The following is a 21,123-nucleotide window of genomic DNA, read 5'->3' on the forward strand; positions in this document are numbered from 1 at the left end:
ACGGGACTGGCACATCGGCCTTGGCCGTTCGCTTTGCATCGGGCGCACAGCATTAGGAGATAAGCAAATGATCAGGCCAGTCTTTCCAGATTCAGAAAAGGGAATCAAAAGCCGGCATACAAGGCAAGGAAAAGGAACAATGCCGGGGCCAGGCCAGGGCCCTGCCGGATATTTCCAACTGAAGCCCGGCCATGCGCTGCTGCTCTCCGTGCTGGTGTGCTGGCAGTCCGAGGCCCAGCAGGGCCAGCAGGTCAAGGAAGTCACGACCTCCACGTCCACCGGCCAGTGGCAGCCCACGCCGGCTGCCGTCGACTTCGACCCCAGCTTTCTGAACACCGGCAGGCAGACCATTGACGTCTCGCGCTACTCGCGCGCCAACGTGGTCACGGCAGGCAGCTACAACCCAGACATCTACATCAACGGCAACTGGGTTGGCCGCAGCGAAGTGCAGTTCAAGGCACTCGCCGGTTCGCAGGACGCGCTGCCCTGCCTGGACAAAGCACTGCTGGAGAAGGTGGGCATCGACCTCTCGCGCCTGCCGCCCGAGGCCGCCTTGAAGCTGGTGGCCGACGGTGGCTGCAACCGTCTGGACCAGATCGTTGCAGGCGCCTTGACCAGTTTCGATTTCGGCAAGCAGCGACTGGACCTGAGCGTGCCCCAGGCCTCGCTGCGCCGCTCGGTGCGCGGCTATGTCAGCCCCGACCAATGGAGCGCCGGCGTGCCTGTCGGCCTGCTCGGCTACCAGTTCAACACCTACCACGGGCGCTCCAGCAACGCAGAAAACACCACGCAGAGCTACCTGGGCCTGAACGGCGGCGTCAACATCGACCGCTGGCATTTCCGGCACAACGGCTCCTTCAGCTGGGCGGACACTGGACGGGGCAACTACCAGAACATCTCCACCTACGCACAGCGCGACATTGCCGACTGGTCTTCCCAGCTCATACTGGGCGACACCTACACGGGTGGCGACCTGATGGACTCCACCTCGTTTCGCGGCATACGCTTGAACAGTGACGACCGCATGCTGCCCGACTCCCAGCGCGGCTACGCGCCCGTGGTGCGCGGCGTGGCCAACACCAATGCCCGAGTCACCATCACGCAGAACGGCATCAAGCTCTACGAAACCACGGTGGCGCCCGGCGCCTTCGTCATCAACGACCTCTACCCCACGGGCTACGGTGGCGACCTGCAAGTCAGCATTACCGAGGCCAATGGCGCCGTGCGCAGCTTTGCCGTGCCCTACGCGGCCGTGCCGCTGTCGCTGCGCGAGGGGCAGGACCGCTACAGCCTCACGGCGGGCGTGGTGCGCCACCTGCCCAATACCTCACCGCTGTTCTCGCAGGCGACCTGGCAGCACGGCTTCACCAACATGCTGACCGGCTACGGCGGTGTGTCCGTGGCAAAGGGCCATATCTCGCCCATGATTGGCGCGGCGCTCACCACGCCCTGGGGTGCCTTTGGTGCAGACATCACGCACGCCTCCACCAGCATTCCCAATGACGGCTCCTTTTCCGGACAGAGCTTGCGTGCCAGCTACGCCAAGTCCTTTGCGCAGACCGGCACCCACGTGGCCATTGCCGCCTATCGCTACTCCACCAACGGATTCTTCGGCCTCAACGACGCCATGCGCGCACGGGATCAGGCCAATCTGCTACGGCCCTCCACGGACCTGTACCGGCCTCGCAACCGCGCCTCTCTGGTCATGGGCCAGCAGTTTGGCCCCGGGGGAGGCAGTCTCAGCCTCACGGCGTCCACTGCCAAGTACTGGAACCGCCAGGGCTCCAACGTCGACTACGCCATTGGCTACAGCAACTCGTTCCGCAACATCTCCTACAACCTCTCTGCGGCGCGCCAGCGTGATGCCTGGGGACAGTCCAACACGTTCCTGCACGTGGGCCTGTCGATTCCGCTCAGCATGGAGCGCGGCATGATGCTCTCCACCAATACCAACCGCGACTCGCGCGGCCGCGTGCAGGCCCAGGCCAACCTGTCCGGGCTGCTGGGCGACGACAACGCCATCTCCTACGGCCTCAGCGCCAACCACAACACCGGTGGCATGAATGGCAGCAGCACCAGTGCCAGCGCCAACGCCACCTACCGCGCATCGCAGACCGAACTCAGCGGCAGCGTCAGCGCCAGCAGCGGCTACCAGCAGTTCTCGGTAGGCGCGCGTGGCGCCATCGTGGCCCACCCGGGCGGCGTGACGCTGTCGCAATCGGTATCTGACACCTTTGCCATCGTGGAGGCCAAGAACGCGGAAGGCGCGCGCATCAACAACGCGCCCGGCGTGAAGGTGGACAGCCGGGGCTATGCCGTCGTCCCGTATCTGACGCCGTTCTCGATGAACGAGGTCTCCATCGATCCCAAGGGCCTGTCGACGGACGTGGAACTCAAGGAAACCAGCCAGCACGTCGCGCCGCTGGCCGGCGCCGTGCCACTGCTGGTGTTCAAGACAGCCTATGGTCGCTCGGCCGTGATCCGCGCGCGGCAGGCAGGCAACATGCCTGTGCCCTTTGGCGCCAGCGTGCTGGACATGGACGGCAAGGAATTGGGCGTGATCGGCCAGGCCGGCAAGCTGCTGGCGCGCGGACTGTCTGACCAGGGCGAGCTGCAGGTGCAGTGGAAGACAGACACCGGCATGGTGGGCTGCAACCTCTCCTATACCCTGCCTGAAAGAAAGCGCAGCACCACCTACCAGCCGCCGCAAAGCCTGGAACTGCCCTGTGTGGCCAGCAACAAGCTGCTGCCTGCGGCCACCGACGTGGCATCGGCCAAGCCGGGCAAGACCGCGGCAACCTCAACCGCAACCACCAATACCAAGACAGCCGTGGCAGGCGCCCCGGCCTCCAACGCTGCGTCGGCCGTGGCTCTGGCCGGCATGACCCAGGAACGTACGGCAGCAACGGCACCGGCCACGGTAGTCGCCAGCGCCCCGGCAGTCACTGCGGCGGCAGTGCTGCCCGCTCGTGCCACACAGCCGAGCGACAGCCAGCAGGCACTGAAGCTGGAGCGCAACCTGGACGGCCTGCGCATGAGCGTCAAGATCAGCGCCTTGCCCACCACGGTGCCAGTCACCAGCAACACGGGCAGAACTCCCGTGGCGGCAGGGCACGACGCAGGCACCGGCAAGCACAAGCCGCCGCAGCAAACCCTGCGGGCTGACCGTCCGCTGGCCATCCTGCAGCCCAGCCTGAAGATCAGCGCCTTGAAGGCGGCTGACAAGACCTGAATCTGAGGCGAACCCTCTTCCCAAAAGAGGGTTCGCGCTAGCCCAGGAAACGCCACATGGTGCGGCAACCGACAAGCATTTCGATAGTGCCCTTTTACGCGCCAGCGGCACGCAGCACTGCGCGGCCCTACCGTACACAACGCACTCTTGCAGTCATTGGCTCGTGCTGCCACGCCTGCTTGCCGTTTGACGGCTGCAACCGGCGGCTCGGCTGCGCAGCAGATTGAAAAATGAGCGGTTCAATATGCAATACCGTGCCGGCAGCAATTCTGGCCAACTCTTGGTCTATTTTCAAATAAGCACACCATTAAGAATTACCCCTCAGGTGCTCACCTGCCGCGTATCCGCCCCCTATCAATCTTCTTTTGGGAAATGTGCATTTTTCGTCTTCCACGCCCGTGGGCACCACTTCGCAGAGCCGTAGGCAATACCAACCAGTGGTTTGCAGGCAGCGCCGTATTCTGGCAAGGCAAACTGGATATTCCCTTGAAGGCCCGCCATCTGAACACCGCTCCCCAGGTGACGCCGGGCAAGGCCAATGGTGCGGCCACATTCACGATGAGCTATCAGTAGCACGGTCTGATACTTCTGAGCCTTTGGGGAACCAACGTTCATGCTTGCATTGGGCAGACCTTACCCGATGCTCGAAAGGAAACTCCGTGAAAAATGCACTTCGCATCCTCAAAAGTTCATTTATTCCATTGACTTGGGCCTTGACTACCCCTTCAACATGGGCCTTGTGCAAATTGAACACCAGCGACGGCTTGCCGTACTTTACGGCCGAACTCTCCGGCATGACAGTTCCCGAATTCGCACCTGGTGACTACGACATTGGAAGCACCATCTACAAATACAGCGGCCCGTTGAAACTTACCAATAAAATCCCAGAATCCAAGAAACCACAGTTTGAATGTGTTCCTGGAATAGAAGACTACCTCACTGGCATCGGCCCTCATGAAAATGGTCTTTATGCAGCCCCTGGAACCATCAAGAATATCAAGTTAAAATTAAGCGCCTTCACAATTCCGTTCCCTTTTTTGGTCTACTCAACAGTTCCAAAGACAAGTGGCAATTGGAATGAAGCGAGCTTTTATTATGATATCGAATTAATCAAAACGGGCCCCATCTCCAGTGGGGGCACATTATCTGGCTCATTCGCTCAATCCCGTGCCAATGATGCGACCGGACAATTGCTGGTCGATTTTCGTTTCGCGGGCCCGGTCGTCATTCGTCCCCGCGTTCCTACCTGCAAGGTCAGGGTGAAAGAAATAAGGTTCGACATGGGCGCCGTGCTCATGAGGTCGTCCGGTGGCGTTGGAGCCACCAGCGCCAGCAGCGAGGAACAGAACATTCAGCTGGACTGCTCGGGCGGCGATACAGGGACCGCAACGCAGGTGTACGTGACACTGACCGATGTGACCGACCGCAACAACACGTCCTCCAACCTCACGCTGGACAGGACCTCCACGGCACGAGGCATTGCCGCGCAAATCCTCAGCAACGGCAAGCCGGTGCGGTTCGGCGCAGAGGCGGACGACACCAGCCGATGGTTGGCGGGCGACGTTCCCCAAGGGCAGACGGCGTTCTCGATTCCGCTGCAGGGACGCTACGTGCAGACGGAAGACCGGGTTGTACCCGGCAGCGCCAACGCTTCCGCAGAGTTCACCATCCATTACCAGTAAGCGCAGGCGCTGGAGCCATCCGCAGGACGACCCGGGAAGCCGTGAGAGCGGCCCGCCTGGACGGGCTCCATGGGACCCAGCTTGCCTGAGTAAATATAAAGGGTTTACCCCCTATCAAAAAAGGTGCAACCCATGTGAAATCACGCCGAATCCGGTTGCACCCCAGTCATCGAAAAAGCACTTTCCCTTTCCAATCCATTATGTCCACCACCGTAGGCATCAAAGTCGACGACGCCTTGCGCGAGCGCATCCGCGTCGCAGCCCAGCAGATGGGTCGCACACCGCACTGGCTGATCAAACAGGCCGTCGTCCAGTACGTCGATGCGCTGGAGCGCGGCGCAACCACCATCCGGCTTGCAGGCGCAGGCGACAGCCCTGGCGATGTCGCGATCGAAGAGGCACAACCCAACGCTGGCCAAGAGGTGCAACCCTTTCTGGAATTCGCCCAATCCATCCTGCCGCAGACGCCGTTGCGCGCTGCCATCACGGCCGCCTGGCACCGGCCCGAGCCCGAGTGCCTGCCGGTGCTGCTGCCGCTGGCACGCGCCCAGGATGCCCAGCAGGCCGACAAGGTGCGCGAGCTGGCGACCCGGCTGGTGCAGGGGCTGCGCGATGCGCCGGCCGGCAGCGGCGTGGCGGCGCTGGTGCAGGAGTTCTCGCTGTCCAGCCAGGAAGGCGTGGCGCTGATGTGCCTGGCCGAGGCGCTGCTGCGCATTCCCGACCGTGCCACGCGCGATGCGCTGATCCGCGACAAGATCAGCAAGGGCGACTGGCGCGCCCATGTGGGCCGTTCGCCCTCGCTGTTCGTGAACGCGGCGGCCTGGGGCCTGGTGCTGACGGGCAAGCTCACGTCCACGAGCAGCGAAAAGAACCTGTCGTCGGCGCTGACGCGCGTGATCGGCAAGGGCGGCGAGCCGCTGATCCGCCAGGGCGTGCACCGCGCCATGAAGCTGATGGGCGAGCAGTTCGTGACGGGCCAGGACATTGCCGAGGCGCTGGCCAACAGCCGCGCCTATGAAAAACAGGGCTTTCGCTACAGCTACGACATGCTGGGCGAGGCGGCCGCCACCGATTCCGACGCACAGCGCTACCTGCAGGCCTACGAGCAGGCCATCCACGCGATCGGTGCGGCCTCCAACGGGCGCGGCATCTTCGAGGGGCCGGGCATCTCCATCAAGCTGTCGGCCCTGCACCCGCGCTACAGCCGCGCGCAGTACGAGCGCGTGATGGCCGAGCTGCTGCCGCGCGTGCTGCAGCTGGCCGAGCTGGCCAAGCAGTACGACATCGGCATGAACATCGACGCCGAAGAGGCCGACCGGCTGGAGCTGTCGCTGGACCTGCTGGAGGCCTTGTGTGCCGCGCCCTCGCTCAAGGGCTGGAACGGCATAGGCTTTGTGGTCCAGGCCTACCAGAAGCGCTGCCCGCAGGTGCTGGACTACCTGGTGGACCTGGCCCGCCGCAGCCGCCGCCGCCTGATGGTGCGCCTGGTCAAGGGCGCCTACTGGGACAGCGAGATCAAGCGCGCCCAGGAAGGCGGCCAGGCCGGCTACCCGGTCTATACGCGCAAGGTCTATACCGATGTGAGCTACCTGGCCTGCGCGCGCAAGCTGCTGGATGCGCCCGATGCCATCTACCCCCAGTTCGCCACGCACAACGCGCAGACCCTGGCCAGCATCTACCACCTGGCCCAGGCCGTGGGCGGCAGCTACTACAGCGGCCAGTACGAGTTCCAGTGCCTGCACGGCATGGGCGAGCCGCTGTACGCACAGGTAACGGGCCCGGCCTCCGAAGGCAAGCTGGCCCGCCCCTGCCGCATCTATGCGCCCGTGGGCAGCCATGAGACGCTGCTGGCCTATCTGGTGCGCCGCCTGCTGGAGAACGGTGCCAATACCTCGTTCGTGAACCGCATCGGCGATGCCTCCGTGCCGGTCTCCGACCTGGTGGCCGACCCGGTGGACGAGGTGATGAAGATCGCGCGCAACGAAGGCCGGCTGGGCGCCCCCCACCCGCGCATTGCGCTGCCGGCAGATCTGTTCGCGCAGCAGGGAGACAAGCCAGGGCAGGCCCGCGCCAACTCCCAGGGCCTGAACCTGGCGCACGAGCAGCAACTGGCCTCGCTGGCCGCCGCGCTGCTGCACAGCACGCGCCAGACCTATCTGGCCGCCCCCGCGGATGCCGACCTGCCGGCCGACCCGGCGCGTACCGAAGGCTGGCAGCCCATGCGCAACCCGGCCGAGCTGTCCGACATCGTGGGCTGGGTGCGCGAGGCCACGGCGGCCGAGGCCGAAGCCGCCGCCGCGCGCGCCGCGCAGGCCGCGCCCATCTGGGCCGGCACACCGCCCGCCGCGCGCGCCGACGCGCTGGCCCGCGCCGCCGACCTGCTGGAGCAACGCAGCCAGCCGCTGATGGGCCTGATCATGCGGGAGGCAGGCAAGACCCTTTCCAACGCCGTGGCCGAGGTCCGCGAGGCCGTGGACTTCCTGCGCTACTACGGCGCCCAGGCGGCCGCGCATTTCGACAACGCCGCGCAGCGCCCTCTGGGCGTGGTGCTGGCCATCAGTCCCTGGAACTTCCCGCTGGCCATCTTCTGCGGACAGGTGGCTGCGGCCCTGGCCGCCGGCAACACGGTGCTGGCCAAGCCTGCCGAGCAGACACCGCTGACGGCCGCCGCCATGGTGGCCCTGCTGCACGAGGCTGGCGTGCCGCGCGACGCGCTGCAGCTGGTGCCGGGCACGGGCGAGACCGTGGGCGCAGCCCTGGTGGCCCATGCCCAGGTGGCGGGCGTGATGTTCACGGGTTCCACCGAGGTGGCGCGCCTGATTGCACGCCAGCTGTCCCGCCGCCTGTCGCCTGCGGGCCGCACCATTCCGCTGATTGCCGAGACCGGCGGCCAGAACGCCATGGTGGTGGACTCCTCGGCCCTGGCCGAGCAGGTGGTGGCCGATGTGCTGGCCTCGGCCTTCGATTCGGCCGGCCAGCGCTGCTCTGCCCTGCGCCTGCTGTGCCTGCAGGACGAGGTGGCCGACCGCACGCTGACCATGCTGCGCGATGCGCTGCAGGAGTGGAACCTGGGCAACCCCGACCGCCTGAGCACCGATGTGGGCCCCGTGATCGACGACGCGGCGCGCCGCCAGATCGAGCAGCACATAGAGCAGATGGCCGCAGCGGGCCAGAAGGTCACCCGCGTGGAACGCAAGGACGGCGTGCTCAATGGCCACTACGTGGCACCGGCCCTCATCGAGATCGACAGCACCACGCGCCTGCAGCGCGAGGTCTTCGGCCCCGTGCTGCATGTGATCCGCTTCAAGCGCGAGCAGCTGGACGCGCTGGTCGATGGCATCAACGCCACCGGCTACGGCCTGACCTTCGGCGTGCACAGCCGCATCGACGAGACCATTGCCCACCTCACCCAGCGCGTGCATGCGGGCAACATCTATGTGAACCGCAATGTGATCGGCGCCATGGTGGGCGTGCAGCCCTTTGGCGGCATGGGCCTGTCCGGCACCGGCCCCAAGGCCGGCGGCCCGCTGTACCTGCACCGACTGGCCCAGGGGCCGGCCAGCGCGGCGCTGTCCGTCTTTGCGCGGGCCGAGGCGTCCGCCCAGGCACCGCTGCAATTGCTGGGCCTGCTGCGCGAGACGCTGTCCAAGGCACCGCCCCAGGACATGTCTGCCGATGAGCAGGTGCAGGCCCTCGCCGCCTGCGACGAGGCCCTGGCCGCCTCGCGCCTTGACGCCGCCATGCTGCTGCCCGGCCCCACGGGCGAATCCAACCGCTACCGCCTGCTGCCGCGCGGCCCCGTCTGGGCACTGCCGCGCACGCCGCTGGGCCTGGTGGCCCAGGTGGCAGCAGCCCTGGCCAGCGGCAACGCCTGCCATGCCGTGCTGCCCGACAACGGAACAGGCGCCGACAGCGGCTGCGCCGCCACCTGGCAGGCGCTGCGCGCCGCTGCGGGCGATGCCGGCGTGTCGTGGCTGCACAGCGCCAGCGCCGAATCGCTGGCTGATGCACAAGCGCCCATGGCGGCCTTGCTGTTCGAGGGCGACGGCGACGCCCTGCTGCAGGTCTGCGCCCAGGTCGCCGCGCGCGACGGTGCCCTGGTGCGCGTGGAAAGCCGCAACAGCGACGAGCTGCATGCGGGCCGCGGCTATGACCTGGCCGCGCTGTTCCACGAGCAATCCATCAGCACCAATACCGCCGCTGCAGGCGGAAACGCCCAACTCATGACCATGGCTTGAACCGCCGGGGCCGGCACAACCGGCCCCTGGCAAGCGCCCCGCACAACCCGAAAAACACGACCAACGCAGGACACTTCAATGCAATTCAACTGGAACGACCCGACGGCGATCATGTTCGCCATCTACCTGGTCGCCATGCTCGGCATCGGCGCCATCGGCTACTTCAGCACCAAGAATCTTTCCGACTACATCCTGGGCGGCCGCAGCCTGGGCAGCTTCGTGACGGCGCTGTCGGCCGGCGCCTCGGACATGAGCGGCTGGCTGCTGATGGGCCTGCCCGGCGCCATCTACTTGTCCGGCCTGTCGGAAGCCTGGATCGCCATCGGCCTGATCCTGGGCGCCTACCTGAACTGGCGCCTGGTGGCGGCGCGGCTGCGCCTGTACACAGAGCGCGCCGGCAATGCGCTGACCCTGCCCGACTACCTGGCCAACCGCTTCGAGGATCACTCCAACGTGCTGCGCATCGTGACGGCCGTGGTGATCCTGGTGTTCTTCACGCTGTACTGCGCCTCGGGCGTGGTGGCGGGAGCGCGCCTGTTCGAGAACATGTTCGGCATGCCCTACAGCACGGCCCTGTGGGTGGGCGCGCTGTGCACCATCGCCTATGTGTTCATCGGCGGCTTCCTGGCCGTGAGCTGGACGGACACCATCCAGGCCTCGATGATGATCACGGCGCTGATCCTGGCGCCCGTGATCGCCTGGCTGGCCGTGCAGGGCCATCTGCAGCCGGGCCAGGACCTGCACGCCATCGTGGCGGCAGAGAAGTTCGACCTGTTCCGTGGCGCCAGCTTCGTGGGCGTGGTCTCGCTGCTGGCCTGGGGCCTGGGCTACTTCGGCCAGCCGCACATCCTGGTGCGCTTCATGGCGGCCTCGTCGGTGCAGACCATTCCCTCGGCGCGCCGCATCAGCATGACCTGGATGATCCTGTGCCTGGCCGGCGCCGTGGCCGTGGGCTTCATCGGCATCCCCTACTTCGCGGCCAACCCCGGTGGCGCCTCCGCCGTGAACGCCAATGCCGAGACGGTGTTCATGGAGATCACCAAGCAGCTGTTCAACCCCTGGATCTCGGGCGCGCTGCTGGCAGCCATCCTGGCGGCCGTGATGAGCACGCTGTCGTGCCAGCTGCTGGTGTGCTCCAGCGCGCTGACCGAGGACATCTACCGCACCTTCCTGCGCAAGAACGCCAGCCAGATCGAACTGGTCTGGATCGGCCGCGCCATGGTGCTGCTGGTGGCCTTGATCGCCATCGCCATCGCCAGCAACCCCGACTCCAAGGTGCTGGGCATGGTCAGCTACGCCTGGGCCGGCTTCGGCGCCGCCTTCGGCCCGGTGATCATCCTGTCGCTGTTCTGGAGCCGCATGACGCGCGGCGGCGCGCTGGCCGGCATCATCACCGGCGCCGTGACGGTGCTGGTGTGGAAGCAGTTCGGCTGGCTGGGCCTGTACGAGATCATCCCCGGCTTCATCCTGGCCTGGCTGGCCACGGTGGTCGTCAGCCGCATGGGCCCTGCGCCTTCGCAAAGCATCCTGAAGGCGCATGCGGCGGTGGAGAGCGAGTTCGAGCGGATCGGGGCACGCTGAGCCGCGCGCACGAAGACGGCACCCCTGCCATGACGCAAAACGCCCGATGCCTGCGCCTCGGGCGTTTTTGCTTTGATGCACGCACTCGAAAGGCCATACAGCCGCTTTACGCCTTCGGCATGCCTGTATAAAATTTTATACAAGGATCTTCCATGGAGCAGGACAAAGACATCCGCTGGGTCGGATCCTCATACGACGATCTGCGGGACTTTCCCGCAGGCCCCAGGCGAGATGCGGGCTTTCAGTTGAGCAAGGTTCAGGCAGGCCAGGAACCGGAGGACTGGAAACCCTTCGACGACGTGGGCGCCGGGACGCGGGAGATCCGCGTGAGGGACGCCAGCGGAGCGTTCCGGGTGATGTATGTGGCCAAGTTCGAGGAAGCGGTCTATGTCTTGCACTGCTTCCAGAAGAAATCACAGGTGACAAGCCGGCACGACAAGGACATCGCATCGGCGCGCTACCGTGCCGTGGTCCACATGAGAAAGGCCAACAAATGAAGATCGATACAGAAATCCGCCATGTGACCAAGGCGAAGGCAAACCTCTTTCTGGAGCTGGGCTTTCCTGAAGACGAGGCATTGAAGCTGCAAGCTGCATCGCGCCAGCAGATCAACGACACCCATCTTCTCAAGGAGCAGCTGATGGCGGAGCTGGCGCAATGGATTGCACAGCATCACCTGAAGCAGTCAGACGCGGCAGAGATCCTGATGGTGTCCCGCCCGCGCATCTCGGATGTGGTGAACAGAAAGACTGCAAAGTTCACCATTGACGCCCTGGTTGAAATGTTGAGCCGCGTGGGAAAGCCGGTGCGTCTGTCCATTGGTTGATATGCCGATCGCTGCCCACGACATCGCCAAATCAGATGCACCTCAACGCACATGACGAGCGCTTTGTACGTGGTCGCCACAAGGGGAGTGGTCACTACAATCCATGGGCTCTTTTTTTCATCGCCGGGCCGCCCCAGGATGAAAAGCGGCCCCCTGCGGGGGACCGCGGACCTTGCCCTGCAAGGGGAGCGTGGGGGCCATTTTTCAACACACAACAAGTGAGACTGCCGCTATGCAAATGATCCGCCGCACCCTTCTTTCGACCTGCGTGGCCGCCATGGCGGTTGCTTCGGCTGGCGCCGTACTGGCCCAGACCAAGGAGGTCAAGGTGGGCTACGCCCTGGCCGTGAATTCGCACTACGGCGCGGCCGCCCAGGCCTGGGCCGATGCGGTGGAAAAGGGCACGAACGGCGCCTACAAGTTCAAGCAGTTCCCCGCGTCCGCCCTGGGCGGCGAGCGCGAGCTGATCGAGGGTCTGCAGCTGGGCACGGTGGAGGCGGCCATCGTCTCCACGGGCGCCATCAGCAACTTCGTGCCCGATGTGGGCGTGGTGGACATTCCCTTCCTGTTCCGCGACACGCAGCATGCACGCGCCGTGCTGGACGGCGCCTTCGGCCAGGAGCTGCTGGCCAAGTTCAGCAAGCGCGGCCTGGTCGCGCTGGCCTGGGGCGAACAGGGCTTTCGCCACCTGTCCAACAACAAGCACGCCGTCAACGGCGTGGCCGATCTCAAGGGCCTGAAGATCCGCGTGACCGAGAACCCCGTGCACATCACGGCCTTCCGCACGCTGGGCGCATCGCCCACGCCCATGTCCTGGCCCGAGGTGATCGGTGCGCTGCAGCAGGGCACGATCGACGGCCAGGAGAACCCGATCTCGGTGCTGGCCTCGGCCAAGCTGTGGCAGGTGCAAAAGCACCTGACGCTGACGGCCCATGTGTACGCGCCCATGGCCCTGCTGGTGTCGCCCTCGTTCTGGGGCACGCTGAACGACAGCCAGAAGGCGGCCTTCACGCAGGGCGCCAAGTCGGGCGCCATCGCTTCGCGCGTGTTCGTGGACACGGTGGAGAAGAAGGGCGTGGAAGAGGCCAAGAGCCACGGCATGCAGGTGGTGGAGAAGGTGGACCAGGCCGCCTTCCGCACCGCGCTGGAGCCGGCCTACAAGGAATACGCGAAGAAGTTCGGCCAGAAGACGCTGGACACCATCGCCAACGCCAAGTAATCCCCTGACACATTGCGGGCTGCGGCCCGCAATGCAGGGCGCCCCGCTGCAGGCAACACCTGTGGCCCCGCACGGCGCCCGCGCCGATGATCTGACATCCGGCGGCAGCCCGGCCCTTGCGCCGCTCCCCTCCTGCTCTCGCCCACTCCTATGCTCAACCGAATCGAACGCGCCCTTGTGGCCTGCAACCGCTGGCTGCTGATCGTGCTGTTGCTGGCCATGGCCTGCATCGTGTTTGCCAATGTGGTGCTGCGCTACACCACGGGCGACTCCATTGTCTGGGCCGAGGAAGTGGCCCGGCACATGATGATCTGGGTCACCTTCCTGGGCGCGGGGCTGGTGCTGCGCTTCGGCGGCCATGTCGCCATCGACAACCTGCACCGCTCGGTGGGCACGCGCAAGGCGCAGTGGCTGCGCCGCCTCGTGGTGCTGGGCGTGGGCCTGTTCTGCGCGGTGATGGCGGTGGCCTCGTCGCAGTACGTCTGGGCCACGCGCTTCCAGACCACGGCGGCCACGGACATTCCGATCTCCTTCGTCTACGCGGCCATGCCCGTGGGCTTCGTGCTGATGCTGGTGCATCTGCTGTTCATTGCGCGCGGCTACGTGGCTGATGGCTCCTTCGCCGAATCCGACGAGATGGATGCCGACGCAGCCGCGTCGATCTGATCCACCAGGCAGACACATCATGGGTATCACGCTTTTCATCGCCATCATCGTCCTGCTCACGCTGGGCTTTCCGGTGGCCTTCGCGCTGGCGATCTCCGCCGCGCTGGCCGTCTTCGTGGGGGCCGCTATCCGCAGCTCATCGTGTTCAAGGAGATGTTCACGGGCATAGACAGCTTTCCGCTGATGGCCGTGCCCTTCTTCATCCTGGCCGCCGAGCTGATGTCGGGCGGCGCGCTCACGCATGTGCTGCTGCGCTTTGCCGCGCAGTTCGTGGGCCATCTGCGCGGCGGCCTGGGCTATGCCAATGTGCTGTCGCTGACGCTGTTCTCGGGCATTTCGGGCTCGGCCCTGGCCGATGCGGCCGGCCCCGGCTCGATGATGGTCAAGATGATGGACAAGGCCGGCTATGCACGCTCCTACGCGGCGGCGCTGACGGCCAGCACGGCCATCGTGGGGCCCATCATTCCGCCGTCGGTGAGCATGATCATCTACGCGCTGCAGGATGAGAACGTGTCGGTGGGCGGGCTGTTCATGGCCGGCTTCATCCCCGGCATCCTGATCGCGCTGGCCATGGCCGCCGTGAACTGGTGGGTGTGCAGGAAGCGCGACTACCGCTCCACCGAGCCGCGCCCTGACGGCCGCACGATGTGGATCAACAGCTTCAAGGCGATTCCCGCGCTGATGCTGATCGTGCTCATCGTGGTGGGCATCCGCTTCGGCATCTTCACACCCACCGAGGCGTCGGTGGTGGCCGTGTTCTACGCCCTGGTCTGCGGCAAGTGGGTGTACCGCACGCTGCAGTGGTCCGCGCTGCCGGGCATTGCGGCGCGCTCGGCCATGCTGACGGCCTCGGTGCTGCTGGTGATGGCGACTTCGGCGGCCTTTGCCTGGGTGCTGACGGTGGAGGGCATTCCGCAGTACCTGTCCGAACTGATCGTGAGCTGGGAGCTGTCGCCCACCCTGTTCCTGGTGGCGGTGAACATCCTGCTGCTGGTGTTCGGCATCTTCATGGAGCCGCTGCCCGGCGTGATGATCCTGGTGCCCATCCTGGCGCCCATTGCGTTCAGCCTGGGCATCGATCCCACGCACTTCGCCATGGTGGTGATCGTGAACCTGACGCTGGGCATGATCACGCCGCCCGTGGGCGGGCTGCTGTTCGTGACCTCGGTGGCCACGCGCGTGTCCATCACCGATCTCACACGCGAGATGCCGCTGTTCCTGCTGGCCCACTTCGTGGTGCTGTGCCTGCTGACCTTCATCCCCGCGCTGTCCACCTGGTTGCCGCATACGCTGGGCTTCCAGTGACGACAAGGGCCTCCGAGTGAGGCCCTTTTTTTTGCCGCCGGGCCGCTCCAAGGCAAAAATCGGCCCCCTGGGGGGGCAGCGGACCTTGCGCAGCAAGGGTAGCGTGGGGGCCTTATTTTGCCGCCGGGCCGCCCCAAGGCAAAAAGCGGCCCCCTGGGGGGGGCAGCGGACCTTGCGCAGCAAGGGTAGCGTGGGGGCCTTATTTTGCCGCCGGGCCGCCCCAAGGCAAAAAGCGGCCCCCTTGGGGGGCAGCGGACCTTGCGCAGCAAGGGTAGCGTGGGGGCCTTTTTTCTGGGGTGCCCAGCGCCTCAGAACAGCAGGCCGGCCATGCGCTGGGCCGTTTCCTTCAGGTGCGGCAGGCCCTCCAGCGCCTGCGCCAGCGGCATGCGCGCCTCGGGCGCATGCACGGCCAGCGTGGCGCGGCACTGGCCCTTGGCATCGCGCACGGGCACGGCCACGGCGATCATGCCGCGCATGAATTCCTCGCGGTCGCAGGAGTGGCCTTCACGCACGATGCGCGCGCACTCCTGTGCCAGCGCCTCGGGCGTGGTCAACGTGTTGGCCGTGCAGGCGGTGAGTTCCACGCTGTCCAGAATGGCGGCGCGCCGGGCCGCAGGCATATGGGCCAGGAACAGCTTGCCGCTGGCCGTGGCGTGGATGGGCACCATCGATCCGGCCTCCAGCTGGATGCGCAGCGGCCAGTGGGTTTCGACACGGTCCAGGTAGCGCACGCGCGTGCCGTCCAGCACGGTGAGGTTGCAGGTCTCGCCCAGACGGGCCACCAGCTGGGACAGCAGCTCATGGCGCAGGGCCTGGCGCGGGTCGGCTTGCAGGGCGCGCACGGCCAGGCTCAGCAGCTTGGGGCCGGGGGAGAAGCTGCGGTCACCCTCATGGCGCAGCAGCCATTGCCGCGCCTCCAGGTGGGAGCACAGGCGCGAGGCCGTGGCCTTGGGCAGGTTGAGCGCGGCTGCGATGTCCATGAGGCCCGGCGGGGCCTCGGCCTGGGTCACGAAATCGAGCACGGCCAGGGAGCGATCGGAGACCGAGTTCGCTTCGTCCTGCCGTGCAGGGGTGGGGTCCGGGGCAGCGCTGGCAAGGGATGGCGGCATGGGGCGGTGTCGTGTCGTGTGGAAGGCCGGAAACGCTTTCGATCATGCCTGATCGCCAGGAGGCGGCAAGGGTTTGCGCGGGGTTGCAGTCCACGGCGGCAACGAATAAGTTTCATCCAAAGGAACAAATAGTTCCTTCAAAAGAAACTCAAAAGGAGCCACCGCATGCCGGACCCCATCGACAGCTATGACTACGTGATCGTGGGAGCAGGCTCTGCCGGCTGCGTGCTGGCCGCGCGCCTGTCCGAGGACCCGGCCACGCGGGTGCTGCTGCTGGAGGCCGGCCCGCCGGACCGCTCGCCCTGGATCCACCTGCCCATCGGCTACGGCAAGACCATGTGGAGCCCCGTCTACAACTGGAAGTTCGAGACCGACCCGGACCCCAACATGAACGGCCGGCGCATCTACTGGCCGCGCGGCCGCACGCTGGGCGGCAGCAGTTCGATCAACGGCCTGATCTACGTGCGCGGCCAGCGCGAGGACTACGACCATTGGGCGGCGCTGGGCAATGCAGGCTGGTCGTATGAGGAGGTGCTGCCCTACTTTGTGAAGTCCGAAGGCAATGCGCGCGGCGCCTTCCCGGGCCATGGCGCGGACGGGCCGCTCAAGGTCTCGGACATCGGCGCACAGCATCCGCTGATCGAGGCCTTCATTGCCGGTGCAGGCCAGGTCGGCGTGCCCCGCACCGAGGACTTCAACGGCCGCGACCAGGAGGGCGCAGGCTACTACCAGCTCACCACCCACAAGGGCCTGCGCTGCAGCACGGCCAAGGCCTATCTGGGCGAGGCCCGGCGCCGCCCCAATCTGCGCATAGAGACCGACGCCATGGCCACGCAGCTGGTGCTGCGCGGCCGGCGCGCCACCGGCATCCGCTACCGGCAAGGCGGGCAGGAGCGCCAGGCCCAGGCGCGGGCCGAGGTGATTCTGTCGGCAGGCGCCATCCAGTCGCCGCAGCTGCTGCAACTGTCGGGCATAGGCCCGGCCGCGCTGTCGCAGTCCCTGGGGATTCCCGTGGTGCACGATCTGCCGGGCGTGGGCGAGAACCTGCAGGACCATCTTCAGATCCGCCTGGGCTACGAATGCAGCCAGCCCATCACCACCAATGACCAGCTCAATTCCTGGGTGGGCAGGACCAGGCTGGGGCTGGAATGGCTGCTGTTCCGCTCGGGCGCGCTGGCCGTGGGCATCAACCAGGGCGGCTGCTTCATGCGTGCGCTCAGGGACGAGCAGGGCCGGCCCGTGGCCGCCACGCCCGACATCCAGTTCCACGTCTCCACGCTGTCGGCCGACATGGCAGGGGGGCAGGTCCATCCGTACTCGGGCTTCACCATGTCAGTCTGCCAGCTGCGGCCCGAGTCACGCGGGCAGTTGCGCATCCGTTCGCGCGATGCCTTCGAGCCGCCCTCCATCCAGCCCAACTACCTGGCCACCGACCTGGACCGCCGCACCAACGTGGCGGCCGTGCGCGCGGCGCGCGCCATTGCCGACACGCCGGCCATGCGCCCCTTCGTGAAGCGCGAGGTCAAGCCCGGCCCCGATGCGCACAGCGATGCTCAACTGCTGGAGTTCTGCCGCAACCACGGCGCCACCATCTTCCACCCCAGCGGCACCTGCCGCATGGGCAGCGACGCCCTGGCCGTGGTCGATGCGCGCCTGCGCGTGCACGGCATGGCCGGTCTGCGCGTGGTCGATTGCTCGGTCATGCCCACCCTGGTCTCGGGCAACACCAACGCGCCCGTGGTGATGATGGCCGAGAAGGCCGCCGACATGGTTCGCGAAGACAGGCACGGAGAGACAGGGCAGCTCAAGGTCGCATGACTGCCCGTTCCTGCATCCCGGCAATGCGACAGACAACCAGGAGACAGCATGACGACGGCAACCGATCCCAGGGTCATCCGCAAGGTGGTGACCTCCGCGCTCATCGGCGCAACCATCGAGTGGTATGACTTCTTCCTGTACGGCGTGGTCGCCGGCATCGTGTTCAGCAAGCTGTACTTTCCCAGCGACGATCCGCTGATCTCCACGCTGCTGGCCTACACCACCTTTGCCGTGGGCTTCGTCACACGGCCGCTGGGCGGGGTGATCTTCGGGCACTTCGGCGACCGCGTGGGACGCAAGAGCATCCTGGTGGTCACGCTGATGATCATGGGCGTGTCCACCTTCCTGATCGGCCTGCTGCCCACGCATGCGCAGATCGGCGTGGCCGCGCCCATCCTGCTGCTGCTGTTGCGCGTGGCCCAGGGCATAGGCCTGGGCGGCGAATGGGGCGGTGCCGTGCTCATGGCCTACGAATACGCGCCCAAGGAAAAGCGGGGCTTCTACGCCTCCCTGCCCCAGGTGGGCCTGGCCATCGGCCTGTTCATGGCCTCGGGCGTGGTGGCCCTGCTGTCCTGGCTGTGTACCGAAGAGCAATTCATGGCCTGGGGCTGGCGCGTCGCGTTCCTGATCTCGGGCCTGATGGTGGCCGTGGGCATGTACATCCGCCTGCATGTGAAGGAGACGCCCGAATTCGCAGCCGTCAAGGCACGCAATGCGGAAACGGCCATCCCTTTCATGGACATGATGCGGCGCTATCCGGGCAATGTGCTCAAGGGCATGGGCGCACGCTATATCGACGGCGTTTTCTTCAACGTCTTCGGCGTGTTCTCGATCAGCTACCTGACCTCCACCCTGCAGATCAGCCGCACCGACGCATTGATCGGCGTGATGGTCGCCGCCGTGGTGATGTGCTTCACGATTCCGCTGTTCGGCCGCCTGTCCGACCGCATGGGGCGCAGCCGCGTGTATCTGTGGGGATCGCTGATCACCGCGGTCTCGGCCTTCCCGGCCTTCTGGCTCATGGCCCACAGCGGCGGCAATGTGCTGCTGATATGGATCGCCATCGTCGTGCCCTTCGGCATTCTCTACGCGGCGGTCTACGGTCCCGAAGCCGCCCTCTTCTGCGACCTGTTCGACGCCAAGGTGCGCTACACAGGCATTTCCTTCGTCTACCAGTTCTCGGGCATTTTCGCGTCCGGCATCACGCCCATCATTGCGACGGCGCTGGTCAAGACGGCCGGTGGCAGCCCATGGCTGGTGTGCCTGTATGTGGTGTTTGCGGGAGCGGTATCGGCCTGGTGTGCCTGGGCGATTGGGAGGGATGGGCAGGGTGCCCGCGCCTTTCGGCCCGTGGGCAATGCCAGGGCAGGCCTGTGAATGGATGGAATTCGGGCGCTTTCAAGAAAGTTGAATACGCACGCCGGAAAACACATTGCCGGCGTACGAACCCATTTCACGGACTCCAGCAAAAACCACTCAAAACCATCGCACTGTTTCTCTTTATAAAGACGATGGCTAGAATGCCCATGCATTTTCTTAATCAGACAGAGAGGGACCATGTTCAAGAAAGCATTGGCAGCAGCCATCTTGCTGGGCTGCGGCCTGGCGCACGCATTCATGCCCAGCAATGGCACCTGGGTCGTGACTTCCGAACTCAACGGCAAGCCGGGTCGCGGACTCGCCCTTGATGCACAGAACGGCACCCTGGTCATGCAGATGTATGCCTACGAGCCCAGCGGGCAGCCGAGCTTCTACATGACGTCGGGCGCCTTGACCAACAACCGTTTTTCAGCGCCGCTGATGCGCTATACGGGTGGCCGCTATCTGGGCAGCGGCCCTCTGTCGGGCACAGAAGACCGGAATATGGGCCAGGTCAGCATGCGCTTCACCAGCGGCGTTTCGGGTTTCATCACGCTGCCCGGCGAGCAGGAAGTGGCGATTTCGCGCTTCAACTTCGGTTACCCCGCCGTGGCATCCAGCCTGCGCGGAATCTGGGCGCTGACTTCGTTCGGCAGCGAAGGCGTTTTCTCCGAAGTCGTGAATATGCAGCTGCAGACACCCGCCACGGCGAACGGAAATGGCCTGATGGAAACGGCAGACCGGCTGTTTGGCTGTGAACACCAGATCCGGGGCAATCTGGCGGGCGGCGTGCTGTGCGTGAAGATCACCAGCTCTGGCCAGTTGCTGCGTTCCTACTACTTCGTCTACAGCGTGAACGAGGGTGAAGGCAGTTCCCGCACCAATGGAACCCGCCCCGAACAGGTGATGGTTGTCAAGCGCCTGCTTGACCCGAAGGGCGTGGGCACAGGCATCGTCTACGCGGCCGATGCACCCGTGGACCCAGTGCCCACCGTGCTGCACGACATCATCGAGAACCTGTCATTCAACGCCGCGCCTCTGCCAGCCGAGCAGGAGTGACGCCCTCGCTGCCGGCCACCCCTCAGGGCAGCGCCGGCAGCTGCTCCGCATGCCGCAGGTCCACATGCGCCTGCAGGAAGTCGAGCACGGCGCGCGTGCGCGGGGGCAGGCGGTCGGGCTTGCCCAGGTAGACGGCGTGGATGGGTTCCAGGTCGCCCGTGTTGAATTCCTCCAGCACGGGCACCAGCCGGCCGGCGAGCACGTCGGCCCAGGCGTGGTACAGCGACAGGCGGGCCAGGCCCGTGCCATGCAGCGCCAGCTCGCGCATCACATCGCCGTCGTTGACGCGCACCACCTCCCCGATATCGACGGCCACGCGCTGGCCGTCCACCAGAAATGGCCAGTGCGGTATGGCGCGCTGGTAGCTCCAGCCCAGGCGCACATGGTGGCCCAGCTCGTCTGGATGCAGGGGCCTGCCCATGCGGGCCAGGTACTGCGGTGAGGCGAGGATGACCTGCCGCGTGTGGCCCAGCAGCCGCGCCACCATGTCCGAGGGCGGAAGCTGGCCCCAGCGCACGGCGATGTCGGTGCCGGCCTCGACCAGGTCCACGATCTGGTCCGTGAAGCTCAGTTCCAGGCTCAGCCCGGGATGGCGCTGCAGCAGTTGCGGCACCAGCGGGACGAGCAGCATTTTTCCGGTCGATGAGCTGGTGTTGATGCGCACCAGGCCGCGCGGTTCGCTGCGCACGGCCACGCAGGCCTCCAGTTCCTCCAGGTCGGCCAGCACGCGCTTGCCGCGCTCGAACAGCTGGCAGCCTTCGGGCGTGAGATGCAGGCGCCGCGTGCTGCGCTGCAGCAGCTGCACGCCCAGGCGCGCCTCCAGCCGCGACATGCTCTTGCTGGCGGCCGAGGGCGAGATGCCCAGGTGGCGCGCAGCGGCCGAGAGGCTGCCGCGCTCGGCCACCAGGATCAGCATCTCCAGCTCGGCAAAGCGGTTGGCATCGGCGCTGCCTGTGTCGGTGGCCGTGGGTGGGACAAGTGCGGGCATGGCGTCTCCTGAAAAGAGGTCATCTATTCCACACAGGAACA

Annotated in this window: 13 protein-coding genes and 1 pseudogene; 12 read left to right on the forward strand and 2 right to left on the reverse strand. The window is 65.8% G+C overall.

Annotated features, from left to right (window positions below; genetic code table 11):
- The first annotated feature begins 139 nt into the window (after positions 1 to 139).
- From BO996_RS28295 to BO996_RS28340, 9 genes and pseudogenes are all read left to right on the forward strand, one after another.
- Complete coding sequence (locus BO996_RS28295) at positions 140 to 3,232, forward strand: fimbria/pilus outer membrane usher protein (RefSeq protein ID WP_071956969.1); 3,093 nt, start codon at positions 140 to 142, stop codon at positions 3,230 to 3,232.
- A 659-nt stretch (positions 3,233 to 3,891) separates the two neighbouring features.
- Positions 3,892 to 4,914 (forward strand): fimbrial protein, encoded by a 1,023-nt coding sequence (locus BO996_RS28305; RefSeq protein WP_232240435.1) that lies wholly within the window; start codon positions 3,892 to 3,894, stop codon positions 4,912 to 4,914.
- A gap of 200 nt (positions 4,915 to 5,114) precedes the next feature.
- Positions 5,115 to 9,152, forward strand: a complete 4,038-nt coding sequence (putA, locus tag BO996_RS28310; protein WP_071956970.1) for a trifunctional transcriptional regulator/proline dehydrogenase/L-glutamate gamma-semialdehyde dehydrogenase — start codon at positions 5,115 to 5,117, stop codon at positions 9,150 to 9,152.
- Between the two features lie 78 nt (positions 9,153 to 9,230).
- On the forward strand, positions 9,231 to 10,733 hold the full coding sequence (gene putP / locus BO996_RS28315; protein WP_071956971.1) for a sodium/proline symporter PutP: 1,503 nt from the start codon (positions 9,231 to 9,233) through the stop codon (positions 10,731 to 10,733).
- A 152-nt stretch (positions 10,734 to 10,885) separates the two neighbouring features.
- Complete coding sequence (locus BO996_RS28320; RefSeq protein ID WP_013800422.1) at positions 10,886 to 11,230, forward strand: type II toxin-antitoxin system RelE/ParE family toxin; 345 nt, start codon at positions 10,886 to 10,888, stop codon at positions 11,228 to 11,230.
- The gene (locus BO996_RS28325) at positions 11,227 to 11,559 is read left to right on the forward strand and encodes a helix-turn-helix domain-containing protein (RefSeq protein WP_013800421.1); all 333 of its coding nucleotides are present in this window, start codon (positions 11,227 to 11,229) and stop codon (positions 11,557 to 11,559) included. The genes BO996_RS28320 and BO996_RS28325 overlap by 4 nt, the downstream gene beginning before the upstream one ends.
- A 232-nt stretch (positions 11,560 to 11,791) precedes the next feature.
- Positions 11,792 to 12,778, forward strand: a complete 987-nt coding sequence (locus BO996_RS28330; RefSeq protein WP_071956972.1) for a TRAP transporter substrate-binding protein — start codon at positions 11,792 to 11,794, stop codon at positions 12,776 to 12,778.
- Positions 12,779 to 12,928: 150 nt separating this feature from the next.
- On the forward strand, positions 12,929 to 13,444 hold the full coding sequence (locus tag BO996_RS28335) for a TRAP transporter small permease (RefSeq protein ID WP_043820239.1): 516 nt from the start codon (positions 12,929 to 12,931) through the stop codon (positions 13,442 to 13,444).
- 19 nt (positions 13,445 to 13,463) lie between these two features.
- A pseudogene (locus BO996_RS28340) lies at positions 13,464 to 14,749 on the forward strand (TRAP transporter large permease).
- Between the two features lie 308 nt (positions 14,750 to 15,057).
- On the opposite strand, the gene BO996_RS28345 reads toward BO996_RS28340, so the two are convergent.
- Complete coding sequence (locus tag BO996_RS28345) at positions 15,058 to 15,858, reverse strand: IclR family transcriptional regulator (RefSeq protein WP_012207743.1); 801 nt, start codon at positions 15,856 to 15,858, stop codon at positions 15,058 to 15,060.
- Positions 15,859 to 16,023: 165 nt separating this feature from the next.
- Here BO996_RS28345 and BO996_RS28350 point away from each other — a divergent pair, with 165 nt between their 5' ends.
- The 3 genes from BO996_RS28350 to BO996_RS28360 all read left to right on the forward strand — a co-directional run bounded on the left by BO996_RS28350 (position 16,024) and on the right by BO996_RS28360 (position 20,094).
- A complete protein-coding gene (locus BO996_RS28350) occupies positions 16,024 to 17,676 on the forward strand; it encodes a GMC family oxidoreductase (protein ID WP_071956973.1) in 1,653 nt (550 codons plus the stop codon).
- A gap of 48 nt (positions 17,677 to 17,724) precedes the next feature.
- The gene (locus tag BO996_RS28355; RefSeq protein WP_047218440.1) at positions 17,725 to 19,053 is read left to right on the forward strand and encodes an MFS transporter; all 1,329 of its coding nucleotides are present in this window, start codon (positions 17,725 to 17,727) and stop codon (positions 19,051 to 19,053) included.
- A gap of 180 nt (positions 19,054 to 19,233) precedes the next feature.
- Positions 19,234 to 20,094 (forward strand): hypothetical protein, encoded by an 861-nt coding sequence (locus BO996_RS28360; RefSeq protein WP_063328536.1) that lies wholly within the window; start codon positions 19,234 to 19,236, stop codon positions 20,092 to 20,094.
- Between the two features lie 22 nt (positions 20,095 to 20,116).
- On the opposite strand, the gene BO996_RS28365 is transcribed toward BO996_RS28360, so the two are convergent.
- Positions 20,117 to 21,082 (reverse strand): LysR family transcriptional regulator, encoded by a 966-nt coding sequence (locus BO996_RS28365; protein WP_071956974.1) that lies wholly within the window; start codon positions 21,080 to 21,082, stop codon positions 20,117 to 20,119.
- Positions 21,083 to 21,123: the final 41 nt, after the last annotated feature.

Source organism: Delftia sp. HK171, assembly GCF_001886655.1.
Classification (GTDB): Bacteria; Pseudomonadota; Gammaproteobacteria; order Burkholderiales; family Burkholderiaceae_C; genus Comamonas; species Comamonas acidovorans.